This window comes from Bradyrhizobium ivorense, from assembly GCF_900696085.1.
Lineage (GTDB): Bacteria > Pseudomonadota > Alphaproteobacteria > Rhizobiales > Xanthobacteraceae > Bradyrhizobium > Bradyrhizobium ivorense.
The window spans coordinates 153,334-170,501 of the sequence record NZ_CAADFC020000011.1 but is presented as its reverse complement, the minus strand read 5'-3'; the positions used below and the strand labels follow the sequence as shown (position 1 = coordinate 170,501).

Here is a 17,168-nt window from a genome sequence, read left to right as displayed (position 1 = left end):
GGCGGTCGAAGAGCCCGGACAGCTGAAAGCCAGCACCGGCTCATGCAGCCGGCACAACGTCAATCCAGGACCAGGAGGAAAACATGACTGTCTCGAAGCCCGGACACATCAGTCGCCGTTCGCTGTTGCTCGCGGCCAGTGCCGTGCCATTCTGCGGGATTCTGACCCGCCCGGCATCAGCCGCCGAGTTCGTCTACAAGTTCGCCACCGGGCAGGATCCGACCCATCCGGTGAATATCCGGGCGCAGGAGGCGATCGACCGCATCCGCGAAGCGACCAGCGGCCGGCTGGAGATCAGGCTGTTCCCGGCCAATCAGCTCGGCTCCGACACCGAACTGCTGACCCAGGTCCGCAGCGGCGGCGTCGAGTTCTTCAACCAATCCTCCTCGATCCTTGCCACCCTGGTGCCGAGCGCCGGCATCGTGAACACCGGCTTCGCATTCACCGACTACGACAGCGTATGGAAGGCGATGGACGGCGACCTCGGCACCTACATTCGGGCGCAGATCGCCAAGACACCGATCATGGCGGTCTCGAGGGCCTGGGACAACGGCTTTCGCCAGGTCACCTCGTCCGGCCGCGAGGTGCGCACGCCGGATGATCTCAAGAATTTCCAGATCCGCGTTCCGCCGGCGCCGCTTTTGACCTCGCTGTTCAAGGCGCTCGGCGCCGGGCCGACCCCGATCAACTTCAACGAGGTCTATTCCGCGTTGCAGACCAAGGTCGTCGACGGGCAGGAGAATCCATTGCCGATCATCGCGACCGCTCGGCTCTATGAGGTGCAGAGCATCTGCAGCCTGACCGGGCACGTCTGGGACGGCTACTGGATCCTCGGCAACAAGCGTGCCTTCGAGCGACTGCCCAAGGACCTGCAGCAGATCGTGACACGCGAGCTCGACCGCTCCGCAGTCGATCAGCGGGCCGACATCGCAAAACTCAGCCAGTCGTTGCGCACTGATCTCTCGGCCAAAGGTCTCAAGTTCATCGAAGTCGATCGCGCCGCCTTCCGCCAAGCTTTGTCTAAAACCAGCTTCTACGCCGATTGGAAAGCCAAGTTCGGCGAGGAGGCATGGTCGCAGCTCGAAAAAGCGGCGGGCCAGCTATCATGACCAGCATGAGCCATACGCCGCATGTCGATGCCGGTATGGTGGCCGGCGCGTCTCAAGCAGGCTTGCGCAGTTGGGTGGTCACGGCGAACACTGTGCTGGGTCATGTCGTCGCTATCCCGGCAGCACTACTGGTGCTGGCAGAGATCGCAGTGCTGTCCTCGGGCATCGTGGGTCGATACGTGTTCCGTTCGCCGATCATCTGGTCCGACGAACTCGCTGGCATTCTCTTCCTCTGGCTCGCCATGCTCGGATCCGTGATCGCGTTCCAGCGCGGCGAGCATATGCGGATGACCGCCATCATCGGTGTTCTCAATGCGGAGGTTCGCGCATTCCTGGATGTTGTGGCGGCCGCGGCATCGCTGGCATTCCTCGTGCTTGTGGTCTGGCCGGCCTATGAATTCGCCGCCGACGAGGCCTTCGTCACGACGCCGGCGCTCGAGATCGTCAACAGCTGGCGTGCGGCGGCGCTGCCGACCGGGATCGCGCTGATGCTGATCGCCGCAGTTCTCCGGCTCATCCGCATTGCGAGCCTGCGCAGCTTGCTGGCTTCGCTCGCGATCGTCGCTGGCATCATCGGAACGTTCGTTCTTCTGGCGCCGGCCTTGAAGCCGCTCGGCAATCTAAACCTTCTGATCTTCTTCGTCTTCGTCGTCGGTGCGATGGTCTTTGCGGCCGTCCCCATTGCGTTCGCATTCGGCCTCGCCACCGTCGGCTACCTCGCCCTGACGACCAGCACGCCCGATGTGGTGATGATCGGCCGAATGGATGAGGGCATGAGCCACCTGATCCTGCTCGCCGTGCCGCTCTTCGTCTTCCTCGGCCTTCTGATCGAGATGACGGGCATGGCGCGGGCCATGGTCGGGTTCCTGGCGAGCCTCTTGGGGCACGTCCGCGGCGGTCTGCACTACGTGCTGGTTGGTGCGATGTACCTGGTCTCGGGCATCTCGGGCTCCAAGGCGGCGGACATGGCGGCAGTCGCTCCGGTGCTGTTTCCCGAAATGCGGCAGCGCGGCGCCAAGCCCGGCGATCTCGTTGCGCTCCTGGCGGCCACGGGAGCGCAGACCGAGACCATCCCGCCGTCACTGGTTCTGATCACGATCGGATCGGTGACCGGCGTGTCGATCTCGGCTCTGTTCACCGGCGGGTTGCTTCCGGGCTTGGTGCTCGCGGTCATGCTCGCGGCCGTCGTGTGGTGGCGATACCGCCGCGAGGACCTGTCCCATGTCAAAAGGGCAGCAGGGCGGGAGATCGGCCGCGCCTTTGGCATCGCGATACCCGCTATCGCCTTGCCATTCGTGATCCGGACCGCCGTCGTCGAAGGCGTCGCGACGGCAACCGAGGTCTCAACCATCGGCATCCTGTACTCGGTCTGCGCGGGTCTGTTCATCTATAGGCAGTTCGATTGGCGTCGTATCTATCCGATGCTGGTCGAGACGGCGTCGCTGTCGGGGGCGATCCTGCTCATTATCGGCGCGGCGACGGGCATGGCATGGGCGCTGACCCAGTCGGGATTTTCTGCCTCTCTGGCCAAATTCATGACCAGCCTTCCCGGCGGGGTCCCCGTCTTCCTGGCCGTGACGATCGTGACCTTCGTGATCCTCGGCAGCGTGCTGGAGGGAATCCCGGCCATCGTTCTGTTCGGTCCTCTGCTGTTCCCGATCGCGCGGCAGGTCGGAGTGCACGACGTCCACTACGCGATGGTCGTCGTTCTTGCCATGGGCATCGGCCTGTTCGCGCCGCCATTCGGCGTCGGCTATTACGCGGCCTGCGCCATCAGCCGCATCAATCCGGACGAGGGCATGAAGCCGATCGTGGGCTACATGATCGCACTCCTGATCGGCACGCTGATCGTTGCCGCCGTGCCCTGGCTATCGATCGGCTTCCTTTGATAACGGGCGAGGCGCCCTCGCGGGAAACATCGCGAGGGCATCTCGTCAGGCGAATTTCGGCAGATGCAGCGCCAGGCCATCGCAGGCCATGTCAATCTCCTCGACCTGGCCTTTGCCAACCTCAGTGACGCGCAGCTTCCTGCCTTCCAGCGCAAAGGCACAATTCGTCGGCTGGGGTCCGTCCAGGACCAGACGATCGGCGACCGCGCCTCGGGCGGTCGAGCACTGTGACGTTCTTCTGGTTGTAGACCGCGCAATAGAGCCGACCGTCCGTTCCGAAGGCCATCCCATCCGGCCCCTTGAAATCCGGATTGGAATCCGGCTGCGGCACGTTGCCGAAGACGACGCGTTTCGGCGCTGCCTCGCCAAGCACGTCATAGCGATAGATCTCGCAGATCTCGCAGCAGGTCGCGCTGCGGGCTTCCGCCAGCGCGATGGCCTCCTCGACCTGGATGGTCGCTTCCGAAGACAAGCTGCCGTCCCAATAGACGCGCAGGGTGCCGTACTTTTCTTTGATCTGGCTGAACTTGAAGGTCCGGCGGCGGCCTGGACCGCGATCCGGATTCCGGACGCACATCCGGTCGAGCAGGTCGTGCCAACCAGGCCCGCACTCGGGGGCGCCTTGGGCCGCCAATGCGGCGTCGCACGGCGGAGCGAAGAGGTCGCGGTGAGCCTCGATAAGCTCGACCTTCCAGTTTTCGACGCTGCTCGACATGACTGACCTAAACGCTACAGTGAAAGAAACAAGAAAATTCAAAGCTAGAAGGTCAGCTGGAGTCAAGGGCTTAGCGCCCACTTCTTATATAAGAAGCTGGGGGCCTCTTATATAAGACGGACACCGCCGACTCTGGCGCGCACGTCGCGGCGGCCTTATGGGTAAGGAAGGCTTATCGCGCAGCGGACGGATGGATGGTCGGAAAGAGGAAGCCGGGGAAGCGAACCCCCATCGGGGACAGGGTTCAGTTCCTGACGATGATGCATCCCGACGTGATCGCGGACATCAAGCAGGTGGCCATCGACGAGCAGCGGGCTGCCTGGGACATCATGGAGCAGGCGGCGAAGGAACTCTTAAAGCGGAGAAAATCAAGGAGAACATCCTGAAACTCCTCTGTTTTTCCTTGCGGTTGCGCAGTCGCCGCGGTTCAATCCGCCGTCTGAGGGACCGATAGATGAAGCTGTTTGGTTACCTTCCGGAGACCCTTTTCAAGCCCTTGTCGGGGCCGAAGAAGCACGTCTATGCGCGCCTGCTGATGCGGCTCTATGAGCGGGTCTACTCGGCACGCATCCTTGAGACGCCGCTCAGGGAGGAGGTCGTCAAGCAGATCGAGATAGGGCTCTCCGAGTTCGGCATCGGATCCATGGGCGATCTTTCCGAGGGCGATCCTGATGAGGATCAAACCACGAGCCAAGCCCACTATCTCGCCTATTATCGCCTCCGCGACACCGGCTGGCTTACTGAAGAGACCGAGAAGTGGCGCACTTACGTCGACATGAACCCGGACGCGTTCATGGTCTTGGGCGCGATCACCGACTTCGGAAACAGCCGCGTTCGCGTCGCCGGCGCCGTGGTCGACGTCAAGAACAACCTCGAGGCCGCGAACCGCGAGCCGGAGACGATGGCCCAGGGCTTGGCCAACGCGCACGACACGGCTCTGCGGTTCGCCCGCAGCATGCGTCGCATCCTCGCCGGCATGCGCGAGATCGAGGACCGCATTCTTGGCAATCCGAATGCGGCGGCCATCCTCCGCACGTTCTTCCAGGACTTCGTCGATGGGCTGCTGATCGCCGACTACAAGCAGCTCAAGACGTCCAACAATCCCTATCGTCACCGTCGCACGATCGCCTCGCTGGCGGGCGACATGCTTGCGGATGCCGGGCTCGTCGGCAAGATTTCGCGCGCCTACATCGAGCAGGGCGTCATGGCCCCGGGCGCCACGGTCGCGACGGCCGAAGAACGCGTCATCGCTGAGCTCGAGAAGATCAAGAGCGTGTTCGAGGACGTCGGTCCCTTCATGGACAAGATCGAGGACTTCCGTGATCGCCTCGAGCGCCGCATCCGCACCACCGTCCACTACATGGACGTCATGGGAGAGGGTTCGGCCGAGCGGATCGTCCGGTTGATCGAGCAACTCTCGAAAATCGGCACTGACGAGGTGGAGATCCGCCTGAGGTCGCCGGATGTGGGTCTGCCGATCACGTCGCTCGCGCTGTACACGCCGCCTCCTCCGAAGGCGCCGCCCGAGCGGACGCGCTTCAAGGTCCCGAAACAGGATCCCTATCTGCGCGCCTACGTCCAGGCCACTACCGAGTTCGACCGGATGGTGCGCGTGTCCGACCAGAAGCTGCTCGAGTTCGCTCGCCGGCACATGCAAGGCCGCGACGCCGTGTCATCATCTGAGATCGAGATCGAGAGCATTCCCGATCTCTTCGCCTATCGGGCTATCCCGAACCTGGCTGCGGTCGGTCGCTCTGTGCGGCTGGGCGAATTCACGATCACGATCGAGGAGGGGCGCACTGCCAACGACTGGATCGACGTGACCGCCTTCCGGATCGATAGAACGAGGACCACGGCCGATGCTGCGTGATCTTTCCAAAATCATCGACGACGCGGACTCCGAAGGGCAGGACGGCGACCAGTTGCAGAAGGAACTGCGTCAGGCCGCCCAGGCGCTCTGGCGCACCCAGTTCATCTACGAGAACGATTGGGGCGTGAAGACCTCCTACGAGCTGCTCCGCCGCTACACGGGCTACTTCGAAAACCTGTTCGATGCGCTCGGTTACCGCGTCGTGGGCAGGCCGAACGACGGCTACGTCGGCCTGGTGGCGAACGAGCTGCCTCCGCGTCAAAGCATGAAACTCGACGAGAGCTTGCTCCTGCTGGTGCTGCGGCTCCACTACGAGGAGGCGTTCACTCGGTTCGAGGCCAAGGAATTCGGCGAGGTCGAGGTCGAGAGCGAGCAGATCCTGCAGATCTACGAGGACCGGACCCACCGGGAGCGACCCAACTTCGGGCGCGTGAAGGAAATCCTGGCCGGCTTCAGGCAGCGCGGGCTCGTCCAGATCGAGGATCGGGACGACAGGAACTTCACCCTGTTCCTGCGGCCTGCCCTGCCGATTGTGGTCTCCAAGGACACGCTCGGCTCCCTCGAAGAGTTCGTCTCGCGCTCGACCGCAGCGACGGCAAAGACCGACGCCGCGAGCGAGGTGCAGGCGTGATCGAACTCCGTCGCATCATCCTGGTCGATTGGTACCTGTTCCGAGCGCAGCAGGTCGATATGCGCGGCATGACCGCCATCATCGGCCCGAACGGCGCGGGGAAATCGGCGATCATCGACGCAGTGCAGACCGTGCTTTCCGGTGCGAGTATGGCCAGCATCCGCTTCAATCCGAGTGCCCAGAGCAACGTCAGGAGCAAGCGGACGCTGCGCGACTACTGCCTCGGCGTGGTCTCGCTCGACGAGAAGGGCGAGCGGTCGGAGCCGACGCGCCAGCACGCCTACACGTACATCATCCTGGTCTTCGAGGATCTCGACGACGGCTCGGCGGTGAGCCTGGGCGTGGCCTTTTCGGCATCGGCATCGAGAAGCGACGAGTCCTGCGAGGCGCGGTTCATTGCCAAGGGCGCGCTGACAAAGGAGGACATCCTCGCGGCGGTCGGCGACGATGAGGTCGAGACGCTGCAGTGGCATGCCGTGCGCAACGCTCTGCGCGCTCGCAAAATCGAAGTCGACGACGCGTTCTCGAGCGCAACCGACTTCGTGGCAGAATCACTCAGGGCCTTGTCGCCGGCCGGGTTTCCGCTCGACCCCAGGCGCTTCCAGAAGGCCTTCCGGAATGCCCTCCTGCTGAAGCCGGTCGACAATCCCACGGATTTCGTTCGGAACTACGTTCTCGACGTTCAGCCCATCCAGGTCGATAGGCTTCGGCGCGGTATCGAACATTGGCGTTCTCTGACGCGCCGCATCGAGGAATTGAAGGCGCAAAGCGCGAGCCTGGCGGGGATCTTGCGCATCGTCAGCCGCGTGGTCGAAAACGAGCGTGTTATCGCAACCACTAGCTGGCAGATCGCCCGCCTGGAATGGGAGAGGTTTCGCCGGGAGGCCAGGCGACAGGAAGAAGCCCTGGCGCAGCTCCGGAGCGCCGCAGGCAAAGCCGAAGTCGAAGCGACCGCGGCCGCGGCCCGACACGCCACGCTTGTCGCCGAGCACAAGACAATCGAACTCTCGATCAGGACCAGCGACGCCGAGCAGCTTGCCCAGATGTACGAATCGGACAAGACCGCAACGCTGAGCCAGCGCGCCAACGCCATCGCGCCAGTCAAGGACATCGATGGTCTCATCGCTTCGGTCAAGAAGGCCGTCGAACTCAATCTGCTGGTTCGTCGTGACGACCTGCTGCATGCGCTGCTCAGCGCGGTCGTCGTCGCGCGAGGAAGGGCGCCACTTTCCGAATGGGACAAGACGCTCCCGGACGACTGGAAGGATAGCGCCTCGCATCTCGACGCGGCGCTTGTCGCCGTTGACCAGGAGCGGCTTGCGGCGGTCCGCAAGACGTTCTCGGATGCCCATTTCACTGCCCGTGTCGCGACAAAGGATCTTCAGGATCGCATCGATCAGATCGACAGCAATCTGAAGCGGATGGACCAAGGGCTCAGTCCTATCGAGCGCGGCACCCGGGATCTGATCGATCAGCTTCGTTCGCACGGTATCGAGGCCGAGCCGCTGTGCGATCTGGTGGAAATCCGCGACGACAAATGGCGAATGGCGGCCGAGGCCGTCCTGGGTCGCTCCCGTGAGGCGCTGATCGTGGAGCCTGGTCGGGCCGTCCGCGCCCTGGAGATCTACCGGGAAGGAGGCGAGTATTCATTCCAACATGCCGAGGTCATCAACACGACCAAGACCGACAGTACACGACCCGCCGAGAAGGGCTCGTTGGCGCAGATCATCAGCACGGAAAACCGGCATGCTCGAGCCTTCCTCAACTATCGGCTCGGCCGGCTGATGATGGTGGAGACCATGGACAGGATGGTCGCCGCCGAGAACGCCATCACCCCCGACCGGATGATGCAGGGCGGGCGGACGATCCGACGGCTACCCAGGCCTGAGCACCTCAAGCTGGGGCGCGCCACACAGGGCCAAATGCGTCAGCAACTTGAAGCCGAGCGAAAAGAACTTGAGCGGCAGCTCGCCGAGCGGGCGCGCGAAGTTGGTCGGCTGGAGGATGAGGCGCGGTTGTTCGAGGACATGTTCGCCCGCTTCGAGAAGATGATCAAAGCTGGTCTGACCTGCTCCGGATGCGGTGCCGACCTGGCCGCTTTCGACCGCAAGCTCGCCGAGATCGGGAAAAACATCGAGGACGCCAAGCGAAATCGCGATCCCAAGCTCGTCGCCGATCTGGAGCGCCTCGCCGGCGAAGTCGAGACGGCCGGCCGTAAGAAGTCGGAGACGCAGAAGGCCTTCGATACTGCGAAAAGTGCTCGAGATAAGGCCGATGGCGCGTACGAGGACTACTTGAAAAACAACCGCGAAGCCTTGTCGGCGGCGCGGCGCGACCGCGCGCGCCAGATGCGGGAAAGCTTTCCGCAATCGCCGGCCATGCGTGAGTACCAGGGGCAGGTCCCTGCGATCGCCACCGAATCAATACAGAACCTCATAGCTGGCTTCGTCGCGGATCGGGATCGCCGCTCGACGGATCGCCGCTCGAGTCTCATGCGCGAAATGACCGGGGCGATTAACAAGCATGGCCAGGAATTCCATGTCGTGCCGCCATTCACGGCCGAAGAGGCGACGCCGACGGCCGTCGAGCAGTGGGCCGCGGCCGAAAAGGAGCGCCTCGATGGGCACGAACTGGTCCAGTATGAGGAGCAGTGCCGGAACGCCGCAACCGAGATGACATCGGCCTTCCGCGACGATCTCCTTCATCGCCTCGACGATGCCTTCACCGGCATCAAGGCCACTCTGAACGAGCTCAACCGTCACCTGAAGGATCGTCAGTTCCACGGGCGGGACTACTATTCGTTCAAGGCGCTGGAGGCCCCGACCCATGTCGACATGATCGAGCTCGTTGAGGAATCCAGGAAGCCGGAGTTCAATCTACCGCTCTTCGGCGATCGCACCGGGGATGCGAACACGCCGATGATGCGCGCGGTCCGTCAGATCGAGGAGATCCTGTCGAATCCGGAGGCTCGGACCGAGGAAATCGAGGATCCGCGCAAGTATTTCAATTTCGAGCTCTACATCCAGGATGCCGAAGGCAAGATCCGATCGTCGCTGACTAGCCGCGCGGGCACGGGATCCGGTGGTGAAGGCCAGTTGCCGTTCTACATCGCCATCGGTGCCTCGTTGGCCGCCACGTACCAGAACCGGCGCACCGGGGAGAGCGGGCTGTCCCTCGCGATCTTCGACGAGGCCTTCAATCGATTGGACACGAAGGCGATCGGTCAGTGCTCGGAATTCATGCGTGACTTGGGGCTCCAGGTCATGCTGGCCACGCCAGACGAAAAGCGGCATGTGTTCATGGAAGTGGTCGACACCGTCGTGAACGTGAACCGGCTTGGCAATCAGGTGATGATCGACACCGAATTCTTGACCGAGAAGGCCCGCGACGCGATTGTCGCGATCGATCCGTACCGTAAGGGCTTCGACGTGTTCAAATCCGAGTTGATCGCGGCCGAAAAGGCTGCGGTCGTCCCGCAGGATCAGGCCGCAGAATGACCGACGTTCGCACGACGGATGTCGGTATCGAATTCCTCGAACGGCTGCTAGAGCGGAGCGAGCGCAATCCGGATCGCTCCCGGCCAGCATCCGCAGCCCCGGAGTACGACAGGCTCTCGACCGCGCAGCAGGTGAGCCGCTTCCACGATCTGATGATCGCAGCGGAGAGATTCGGTGCGGTTGACGTGCAGTGGGGCAAGAGAGACCGGGGCCACCTGATCGAGCGGGTCCGAGTTCGCGACCCTGAACTACTCGCCAGACAGCTCGGGCGTCCGACAGCGCCGGCGACCGCGCAGCGCGTCAGGCAGGTGTTGCTTCCCGTCGCAGAGGCCGGCGAGCCATGGGTCGCCAGCCTCTTGGACGAGATGACGGCCAGGTGGGAGCGCGGCGAGGCTGCCTATCGCCTGACAGCCGGCCAGGCCGATGCCGCCAAGGAGTTCTTCACGCTGTTGGCGTCCATCTCGCGGCAGGAGGCCCGAGGATTGGACGCGCGAAGCTTTTCTCACCAGGCGACGAACGACACGAAGGCGTTCGATCGGCACGCTTCGCGGCTCGCTGCCGTTCTCGGGGTTCAAATCGGCCAGCCGGGCGCTGCGGCCGACGTGATCTGGACGCACATCGGACTCGAGCGATTTAGCCATCCCGTTCACTTGAGGGGGCCGGTCGCAGTTGAGGGGGCTGGCGGTCATCTGGTCGATGGCCGTGCCAAGCCGTTCGCGTCCATTCATCCGGAGATGTTGCTGCAACTCTCGGTTTTGGAGCGTCCGACGGCGATCCTGACGATCGAGAACTATACGAGCTTCAATCGGCAGGTTCGCGAGATCGAGGACGACAGTCTGGTCGTCTACACCGGCGGCTTCCCGGCGGCGGGGGTCATCGAGCTTCTAGCAAAGGTTCTGGCGACTGTGCCGGCCGACGTGCCGTTTCTTCACTGGGGCGATGTGGATGGTGGCGGCGTGCGCATTTTCCGCTACCTGGAGGAAAACCTGCCGCGGGGGCCGCAACCGCACCTGATGACCAAGGAGCTGGCTGAGAAATCGGGCCAGCCGGCAGATGCGGATCCGAGCTTGGCCTCGATCGCAAGGTCCCGCAGTGCGATCCGTGAGCTGGCGGAGTGGTTGGCGTATGCATCGGATGTGCGCCACCTGGAGCAGGAGGCGCTGGATCCGGCGCCGCCGGCACGCGGAGTGCCTTAAACTTTATTTGCGAGCTTCCATGATGCGACGCATCGAGGGCTTGTCTTGCGATTCAACCCATGAGACCAGTAAGTTGCAAGCTCGCGTAAACGGAGCCAGGCTTCGCCGCGGCCGCCATAGAGGGGTTCGAGGCAGTGACCAGCTCTTGGTACAGGTCCGGCTTGATGAACGGCAGGAAGGCCCTTCCCTGGGCGTGGAGCCGGCCAACCGGGATCCGGCTGACGAGCTCCACGAGCCTTGGCCGAGTGACGCTACAGGCGGTCAGTTTCAGGGCGAGGGCGGCCTTTCTGACCAAGGCGGCATCCTTCCCTGGAAACCGGCCAGCCTTTGGCTTACCGGCCGGATCGAGCCCGAAGACGATGATGGCCGGGTTTGAGGACGTCTTTGGCTTGGCGGGCTTAGGCTTGGTCATTGCGGCCTCCCCGAAAAGTGGAAGGGGCCCGATGTGGGCCCCCTGCTGGCAAAGATCGATCTATTCTGGCTTCGGGATAAACCCGATAATCTTGGTTTTTCCATTTGTATGCTTCCTTTTTCTAAGATTACGAGGCAATATCGATCTGCTCGCGCAGATATACTTGCTCATTTTTGCAAATAGTTCAATTATTTCAATACTTTATAACTGAAAAATGATGTTGTTTTATGTATCGGTATTACTTGTTTTTTAGAGGTTTTCGGCCGCAAATACTGTAAACAATACATGATGACTGTTCGCGTTGCAGACGTTTAGGCCGCTAGCGGCGCAGTAATGCCAAGCAGCATGCTGAATATAGCGCGGAAAATTCGCGGGAAAGCTAGCATCGAATTGACGCGCGTCGATGTTCGCTGAAACTCGCCGCAAAATGTCTGCGCAGCCGTTCTCGCCGTAGCAGCGCTGGCCGTAAGCGTGAGGCGCGCCAAACCTCGTCAGGATCCCGGCTCGGGCCAGCAGGTTGTGGACGAGCCGGTCGACGACGACCATCTGGCTGCCGACGTCAAACCAGTCGGGCCGGGATTTCCGATCGGCCATCAGCACTGCTGACAGGGTCATGGTGAGGACCTTGTCTGATACGCCGAAGATATGGCCACCAGGGATTCCTGTGCAGTTAGATTATGGTCGGCCGCGGCCGTCAGCTGATCATCAAGCCATCCGAAAAGGTCGGATCCGGCAACGTCTCTTACGAACAGAAAGAAGCTGAATGCGGTTTGGTTGAGACGGCCATTCTCAATGGATGAGACGGGACCGGCCAGCTGCTGAAGTGGCGGCGGCGACTGCACGTTCTCCACGTCTTGTCATATCGACAGTTTTCATAAGCCCAGTAACTCCCCGGGAGCGAGCACGCCGGGTCGCCGCGAATATCAGCCTTGATTTGACGCCAGGTAATGCCGCCGTGGGTCTTAAGATAAGACGCTGCAACCTCGTCGGAGATGCCTTGGAAGTTGAAGGTCTCGACCATCCAGTCGAACAGGGCCGGTGTATCCTCGGAACGAATGGCCTGCCGTAGGTTGGGTGGGGGGCGAGGCGACGTCCGCCTGGGTTGATCTCGGCCATCTGGCGGTTTCACGAACGATTGCTGCGACGAAAACCGTCGCGAAATCGGCGGACGTTTCCGGGGACGGACATGGCACCCGAGGTTGGTTTCGCCAATTTTCTCAGATTAGCGATACCAGCCTCCTCTGCGCTTCACTGTCACCGTCGATGTATCGCTGGGTCGTTTGGATAGACGAATGACTTGCCGGGAGTTGGACGTCCCTGAGTGATCCGCCAGCCTCGTGCACCAAACGAGCCGCGCGAGTGATGAAGGTTCGGCGTCCTGAATGAGGGGAGCAGCCGTCCAATCCTGTCGCGCGAAAGACCCGATTGAACCAGACAACGATGCTCAACGGCGTCATCGGGCCGCCGCGTTCAGAGCGAACAACCGGTCCTTCGCCGCGAGAGCTCTTGCGGAGCGTGATCATCGCGTCGCGCAAGTCGTTCTGGATTGGTATGCGGCGGCCGTGGCGCTTCTTCGCCGCGCTGTCCCGCAATTCAATCGTAGCACCGATCTCGCCGTCGGCGGTCTCGACCATATCCCAGGTGAGTTTTGCGATCTCAGCTGCGCGCAAGCCAGCCTTTACGGAGAGCAAGACGATAACGCGATTTCTATCCGGGTGTCGGGTCGTTTCGGCAAAGAGCAACAAGTCTCGCGCCGCTTGAACAGAAAGAATTTTGGCTTGCTTGCCTGCCATCTCGCTTCGACCGATCGAAGCATTCTAAGCGATCAGCGGCGCTGCGCAACAAAATATAAGCTTATCAGTCAGTGACGCGGTTCAATTCTGCGCATGTCGGTGATTGGCAGCGGTTTCCTTTTTCATCCCCATTTCAATTGTTGGATTCCGAAAACTCGCGCCGGCGAGAACGCTGTTTTTTATAATCGAACCTGGCCGCGCAGGGGAAATCTACTTTTGGTCAATGCTATAAAAATATAGATTCGTGTACTGGTAGAAGGCTCGGCTGATTTCGCGCCGATGCTCGCTGACGTAACCGAGGTCCCGGTCGGCGGCGCTTTCTTCGTAACGCGCCTCAGCTAAAGGGGCGTGATGGTGGGTTGGTAAGTTCGTCTCATTGTTAGGGGATTGAGAGGATGAAACTGAAGACAGTGTTCGCCCGGTTCTACAAGTCTTTCAATTATGATCATATTAGAAGGGTACATGCACAGGCTCAACCGAAGCCCTGGGAAATGCTCGACGGGATATGGTATCCATATATCGAGGTGCACATCGATCCGAACATTACCACCATTGTTGGTGCAAACGAATCTGGAAAAAGCCACCTCCTCAGCGCGATCGAAAAGGCCTTGTCGGGAAAAGGGTTTGAGCAGCGCGATTTATGCCGATATTCTCCCTTCTTTAGTGTCGAGCGGGGTAAGTCCTTCTGGCCACATCTTGGTTTGGAATGGTCCGACCTCACGCCAGAGGAAAAGGATGGATTGCGACGAGACATCGACAGCGGCTCGATCACCATCGATAGCTTCGCGATGTTTCGCGAGGGACCCGATAAACTTCAAATATTCGTGCACCGGAGCGACGAGCAACCGGCCTCGTTCGCTATTCAGCCAGATAGAATCGCGGTCTTCGGCCAAGGGTGGCTGCCCCGATCCTTCCGGATTAAGCCGGATGTTGCGCTTCCAAATTCCGTTGCGCTAGGTTGGCTCATCGACGCCAGCATTCCCTCCGGCCTTCTTTCGACTAGGCAAGGCCGTGCCAGCCTCATGAGCGGAGCTATGGAGTTGTGGCAGACGCTTGCTCCTGGACATGCTCATTTTGCCCAGCAGGCCGAACAATTCCACAAAAAGTGGAGTCCTATCTTCACGCCTTTGGCGGCCAGTGATCGTCACATCTCGCGAGAAACAGAAGCATTGTCCCTTGCGAAAGATCTCCTAGTTGAGCTTGGCAATGTTGAACCGACGAAACTCGAAGATCTCGCCAAGGCGCTATCTGACGGTGCTGACGGTTATGCCAACGCGCTCGTGACCCGCATCAATGAACAGCTTGCCAAGGAGTTAAACTTCCCAAAATGGTGGGTCCAAGATCGCGATTTTTCACTTCGCATTACGCCTCGCGAGTTTGATCTCGTTTTCACTGTGAGGGACCGAACAGGTACCGAGTATACGTTCGCGGAACGCAGCAGCGGTCTGAAATACTTTCTATCTTATCTCATTCAATCGCGCTGCCATAAACCAGCTGCTGATCGTTTCGAGCTTCTCTTGATGGATGAGCCCGATGCCTATCTCTCCGCTGAGGCGCAGCAAGATCTTCTAAAAATCTTCGACGACTTCGCTAATCCGCGCTCTGATGCCCGTCCAGTGCAAGTCGTCTACGTAACGCACTCCCCATTCCTCATTGACAAGAATCATGCCGAGCGTGTCCGAGTTCTGCAAAAGGGAGCGGGGTTTGATGGAACGCGGGTGATAAGAAATGCTTCACAGAACCACTATGAGCCACTTCGATCCGCCTTCGGTGGCTTTGTCGGCGAAACGGCGTTCGTCGGTGCTTGCAATCTCCTTGTTGAAGGAGTTGGCGATCAGATCATCCTAGCAGGAATCGCGCGGCTGATCGTTGGCCCGGACGTGCCAGAAAGCGATACCCTCGATCTCAATCGTATCGTGATTGTGCCCTGCGGCTCGGCAACCCAAGTGCCATACATGATCCATCTCGTTCGGGGGCGCGATGCGATTAGACCGCCCGTTATCGTATTGTTGGACTCGGATAAGGCCGGAAACGATTCGACCAAAATCATCAAAAACGACCCAAAGATGAAGCGCCTGCTCGCTCCTGAGTACGTGCTCCAGCTCGGAGATGTGAAGGAGGCGGCCTCAGGATTACCGCGGCCTCTAACGGAAATCGAGGATATGCTTTCGCTTCCTCTCGCTGTTGCTGCAACGAACAGATACTTGTCTGAGGTGCAGAAGTACCGAGAAACGCCACCACCAATGATATCGGAAGAACGTGTTTCAGAGATCCTCAAGGCAAAGCCGCAACCCCTGTTCGATGCGCTAGGGCAAGCGGTCGGCGATGACTGGCATATTGACAAGATTGGTTTCGCGCGTGCAATTGTCGAAATCTGTACCAATTCCACTTCAAATCCAGCGTTGTCTGCTTCAATTGATAAATTCGTCGACCGAGTGAGAAGCCTTTTTAGGGGATTGAACACAATGCGCCGAAAGGCGGAACGCGACGCGTCGCACGAAAGGGTAAGTGTCGCGGTTGATCGCCTTCGCAAGATTTTCCTCGCTGACAATCCAAACCAAGCTACTCGCGAGCAAGCGCGCTTCTTCCTCGAGCAGGTCGAGGATTCGTTGGACGATTCGATTGAAGCCGATGCAATCCGAACTTCCTTGAGAAGCCTTAATCGTGACTTCAAGCTCGACGAGGAATTGACTGCCGTTGTGCCGGATTACGAACAGTTTGGAATTCGTCTCGCTGCCTTAAAGAATGCTTTCGAGCTAAATCGAGGCAGTCCCGGATGACCTAACGAAGCGCATGGAGCCGTTGGCGGCTGGAGCGGGACGTTAATGGCTCGCCTTGAGGAGCTAAGGATCTTTCCGAGGGCCGATGGGTGAAAGGGAACTTGATCTGCCAACTAGCGAAGGTTGGTTGCGAATGGGGGCGGATCGGTCGACTGTTAAGGTTTTCGCTGAAAGCTTGTCAGTCATTGTGGGACGCGGACGGCTCAAAAAATCAAACTTGTAAATGATGCCGTGATGGCAATTCGCGCATCACCGCAATGTATCAGGAGAGAGATCAATGTCGATAAAAGCACACATGACGCATCGAAGGGTTATAGCGAAATTCCCGACCAAAGGAGACGAGATGACATCCGACGAAGACAATTTTATGGAAAGCTTCGTCGCCGCCGACAGTGTCGGAAAGAGCGAAATCGAATTGCGCGCTCAGCGCGCCGACACCTTCGCCGCGCTGGAGACGGCCCTCGCCGTCGATGTTGCCGAAGAACTGTCGGAGCTGAGCGCGATGGATATCGAAATTATCGACCCCGCCCGGCATGTCGAGACGATGACCGCGCTGCTCGAGGCGGATGAACTCGTCACTCACTTGTTGCTCGCGATTGACGAGATCAAGCGGCAAGTCGCTAAAACTCCGAACAGTCGGCGGCAGATAGGACGTCGCAAGCGAACGGAAAAAGACAAGAAGCGTCGCCTCATTAGAGACTGACAAAGAAGAAATTTGTCTCGGCGCACAACTCGGCGTCGAGACTCTTTCCGCTCAATAAGGATGTTACCAACAAGCTCTTCCGGGCAGTCCAATGATCAGTCTAGAATCTAATCTCATCCGATGTTTCGTTGGAATTCGGTGGCATCTTCCGGACGATTGCCTGAAGGTAGCAGTAGTAAAATGAATGGCAATTCGCGGGCTACCAGCGCCCGCGATTACGACATATTAATCCCTCCGCGCAAGCCGATTGACGCCATCCTCAAGAACAGGTGAATCTGGAACGCGTGGCAAGAAAGCGAGCGGAGGCGGGTCCCGACTGATAAGAAAATGAGAGTTTGCTTATCAGTCGAGGGGGATCCCGCTCATCTCCCGCTCCTGCACGTCGAGCTGGGCATTAAGCTGCTCGCCCCGGTCATTCGTTTAAGCTTCTGCACAGCTCATCGTATGACGCCCTCGCAACGATTATCCAATGCGCTCACGATCACGTAGATCGCCGCGCACCAAGTGAAGACTTCCCGGCCATCTGCGGCGTTGCCGAGAACAGTCGATCGATCACGCCGTTGGCGGCGATGA

The 17,168-nt window shown here is 60.1% G+C and carries 13 protein-coding genes; 9 read left to right on the top strand and 4 right to left on the bottom strand.

Going from position 1 to position 17,168, the window contains the following annotated elements; all coding sequences use genetic code 11:
• Positions 1-83: 83 nt before the first annotated feature.
• Together CI41S_RS15640 and CI41S_RS15635 are read left to right on the top strand one after the other, a co-directional pair.
• Positions 84-1,109, top strand: a complete 1,026-nt coding sequence (locus tag CI41S_RS15640) for a TRAP transporter substrate-binding protein (RefSeq protein WP_139486080.1) — start codon at positions 84-86, stop codon at positions 1,107-1,109.
• A gap of 35 nt (positions 1,110-1,144) precedes the next feature.
• On the top strand, positions 1,145-2,998 hold the full coding sequence (locus tag CI41S_RS15635) for a TRAP transporter large permease (protein WP_244626556.1): 1,854 nt from the start codon (positions 1,145-1,147) through the stop codon (positions 2,996-2,998).
• A gap of 121 nt (positions 2,999-3,119) precedes the next feature.
• Here the strand turns inward: CI41S_RS15635 and CI41S_RS44375 are convergent, their stop codons facing one another.
• Positions 3,120-3,779 (bottom strand): hypothetical protein, encoded by a 660-nt coding sequence (locus CI41S_RS44375; RefSeq protein WP_244626536.1) that lies wholly within the window; start codon positions 3,777-3,779, stop codon positions 3,120-3,122.
• Positions 3,780-3,907: 128 nt separating this feature from the next.
• Between CI41S_RS44375 and CI41S_RS15625 the strand changes: the two genes are divergently transcribed.
• The 5 genes from CI41S_RS15625 to CI41S_RS15600 all read left to right on the top strand — a co-directional run bounded on the left by CI41S_RS15625 (position 3,908) and on the right by CI41S_RS15600 (position 10,907).
• Positions 3,908-4,099 carry a hypothetical protein gene (locus CI41S_RS15625; RefSeq protein WP_139860194.1) on the top strand — a complete coding sequence of 64 codons (192 nt, stop codon included), beginning with the start codon at positions 3,908-3,910 and terminating at the stop codon, positions 4,097-4,099.
• A 68-nt stretch (positions 4,100-4,167) separates the two neighbouring features.
• Complete coding sequence (locus tag CI41S_RS43510; RefSeq protein WP_172627101.1) at positions 4,168-5,583, top strand: Wadjet anti-phage system protein JetA family protein; 1,416 nt, start codon at positions 4,168-4,170, stop codon at positions 5,581-5,583.
• Positions 5,573-6,214, top strand: coding sequence for a DUF4194 domain-containing protein (locus tag CI41S_RS15610; RefSeq protein ID WP_139486077.1), 642 nt, complete (start codon positions 5,573-5,575; stop codon positions 6,212-6,214). Before CI41S_RS43510 ends, CI41S_RS15610 begins: the two co-directional genes overlap by 11 nt.
• Entirely contained in the window at positions 6,211-9,711 is a 3,501-nt protein-coding gene (locus tag CI41S_RS15605) for an SbcC/MukB-like Walker B domain-containing protein (protein ID WP_139860191.1), read from the top strand. The genes CI41S_RS15610 and CI41S_RS15605 overlap by 4 nt, the downstream gene beginning before the upstream one ends.
• The gene (locus CI41S_RS15600) at positions 9,708-10,907 is read left to right on the top strand and encodes a Wadjet anti-phage system protein JetD domain-containing protein (RefSeq protein WP_139860189.1); all 1,200 of its coding nucleotides are present in this window, start codon (positions 9,708-9,710) and stop codon (positions 10,905-10,907) included. The genes CI41S_RS15605 and CI41S_RS15600 overlap by 4 nt, the downstream gene beginning before the upstream one ends.
• Before the next feature lie 52 nt (positions 10,908-10,959).
• Here the strand turns inward: CI41S_RS15600 and CI41S_RS15595 are convergent, their stop codons facing one another.
• The 3 genes from CI41S_RS15595 to CI41S_RS15585 all read right to left on the bottom strand — a co-directional run bounded on the left by CI41S_RS15595 (position 10,960) and on the right by CI41S_RS15585 (position 13,112).
• Positions 10,960-11,319 (bottom strand): hypothetical protein, encoded by a 360-nt coding sequence (locus CI41S_RS15595; RefSeq protein ID WP_139860187.1) that lies wholly within the window; start codon positions 11,317-11,319, stop codon positions 10,960-10,962.
• Between the two features lie 249 nt (positions 11,320-11,568).
• A complete protein-coding gene (locus tag CI41S_RS15590; RefSeq protein ID WP_139860185.1) occupies positions 11,569-11,934 on the bottom strand; it encodes a hypothetical protein in 366 nt (121 codons plus the stop codon).
• Positions 11,935-12,536: 602 nt separating this feature from the next.
• Entirely contained in the window at positions 12,537-13,112 is a 576-nt protein-coding gene (locus CI41S_RS15585; RefSeq protein WP_139860182.1) for a tyrosine-type recombinase/integrase, read from the bottom strand.
• 395 nt (positions 13,113-13,507) lie between these two features.
• On the opposite strand from CI41S_RS15585, the gene CI41S_RS15580 reads away from it, so the two are divergent.
• Together CI41S_RS15580 and CI41S_RS15575 are read left to right on the top strand one after the other, a co-directional pair.
• Positions 13,508-15,892, top strand: coding sequence for an AAA family ATPase (locus CI41S_RS15580; protein WP_139860180.1), 2,385 nt, complete (start codon positions 13,508-13,510; stop codon positions 15,890-15,892).
• A 277-nt stretch (positions 15,893-16,169) separates the two neighbouring features.
• On the top strand, positions 16,170-16,595 hold the full coding sequence (locus tag CI41S_RS15575) for a hypothetical protein (protein ID WP_139860178.1): 426 nt from the start codon (positions 16,170-16,172) through the stop codon (positions 16,593-16,595).
• Positions 16,596-17,168 lie beyond the last annotated feature (573 nt).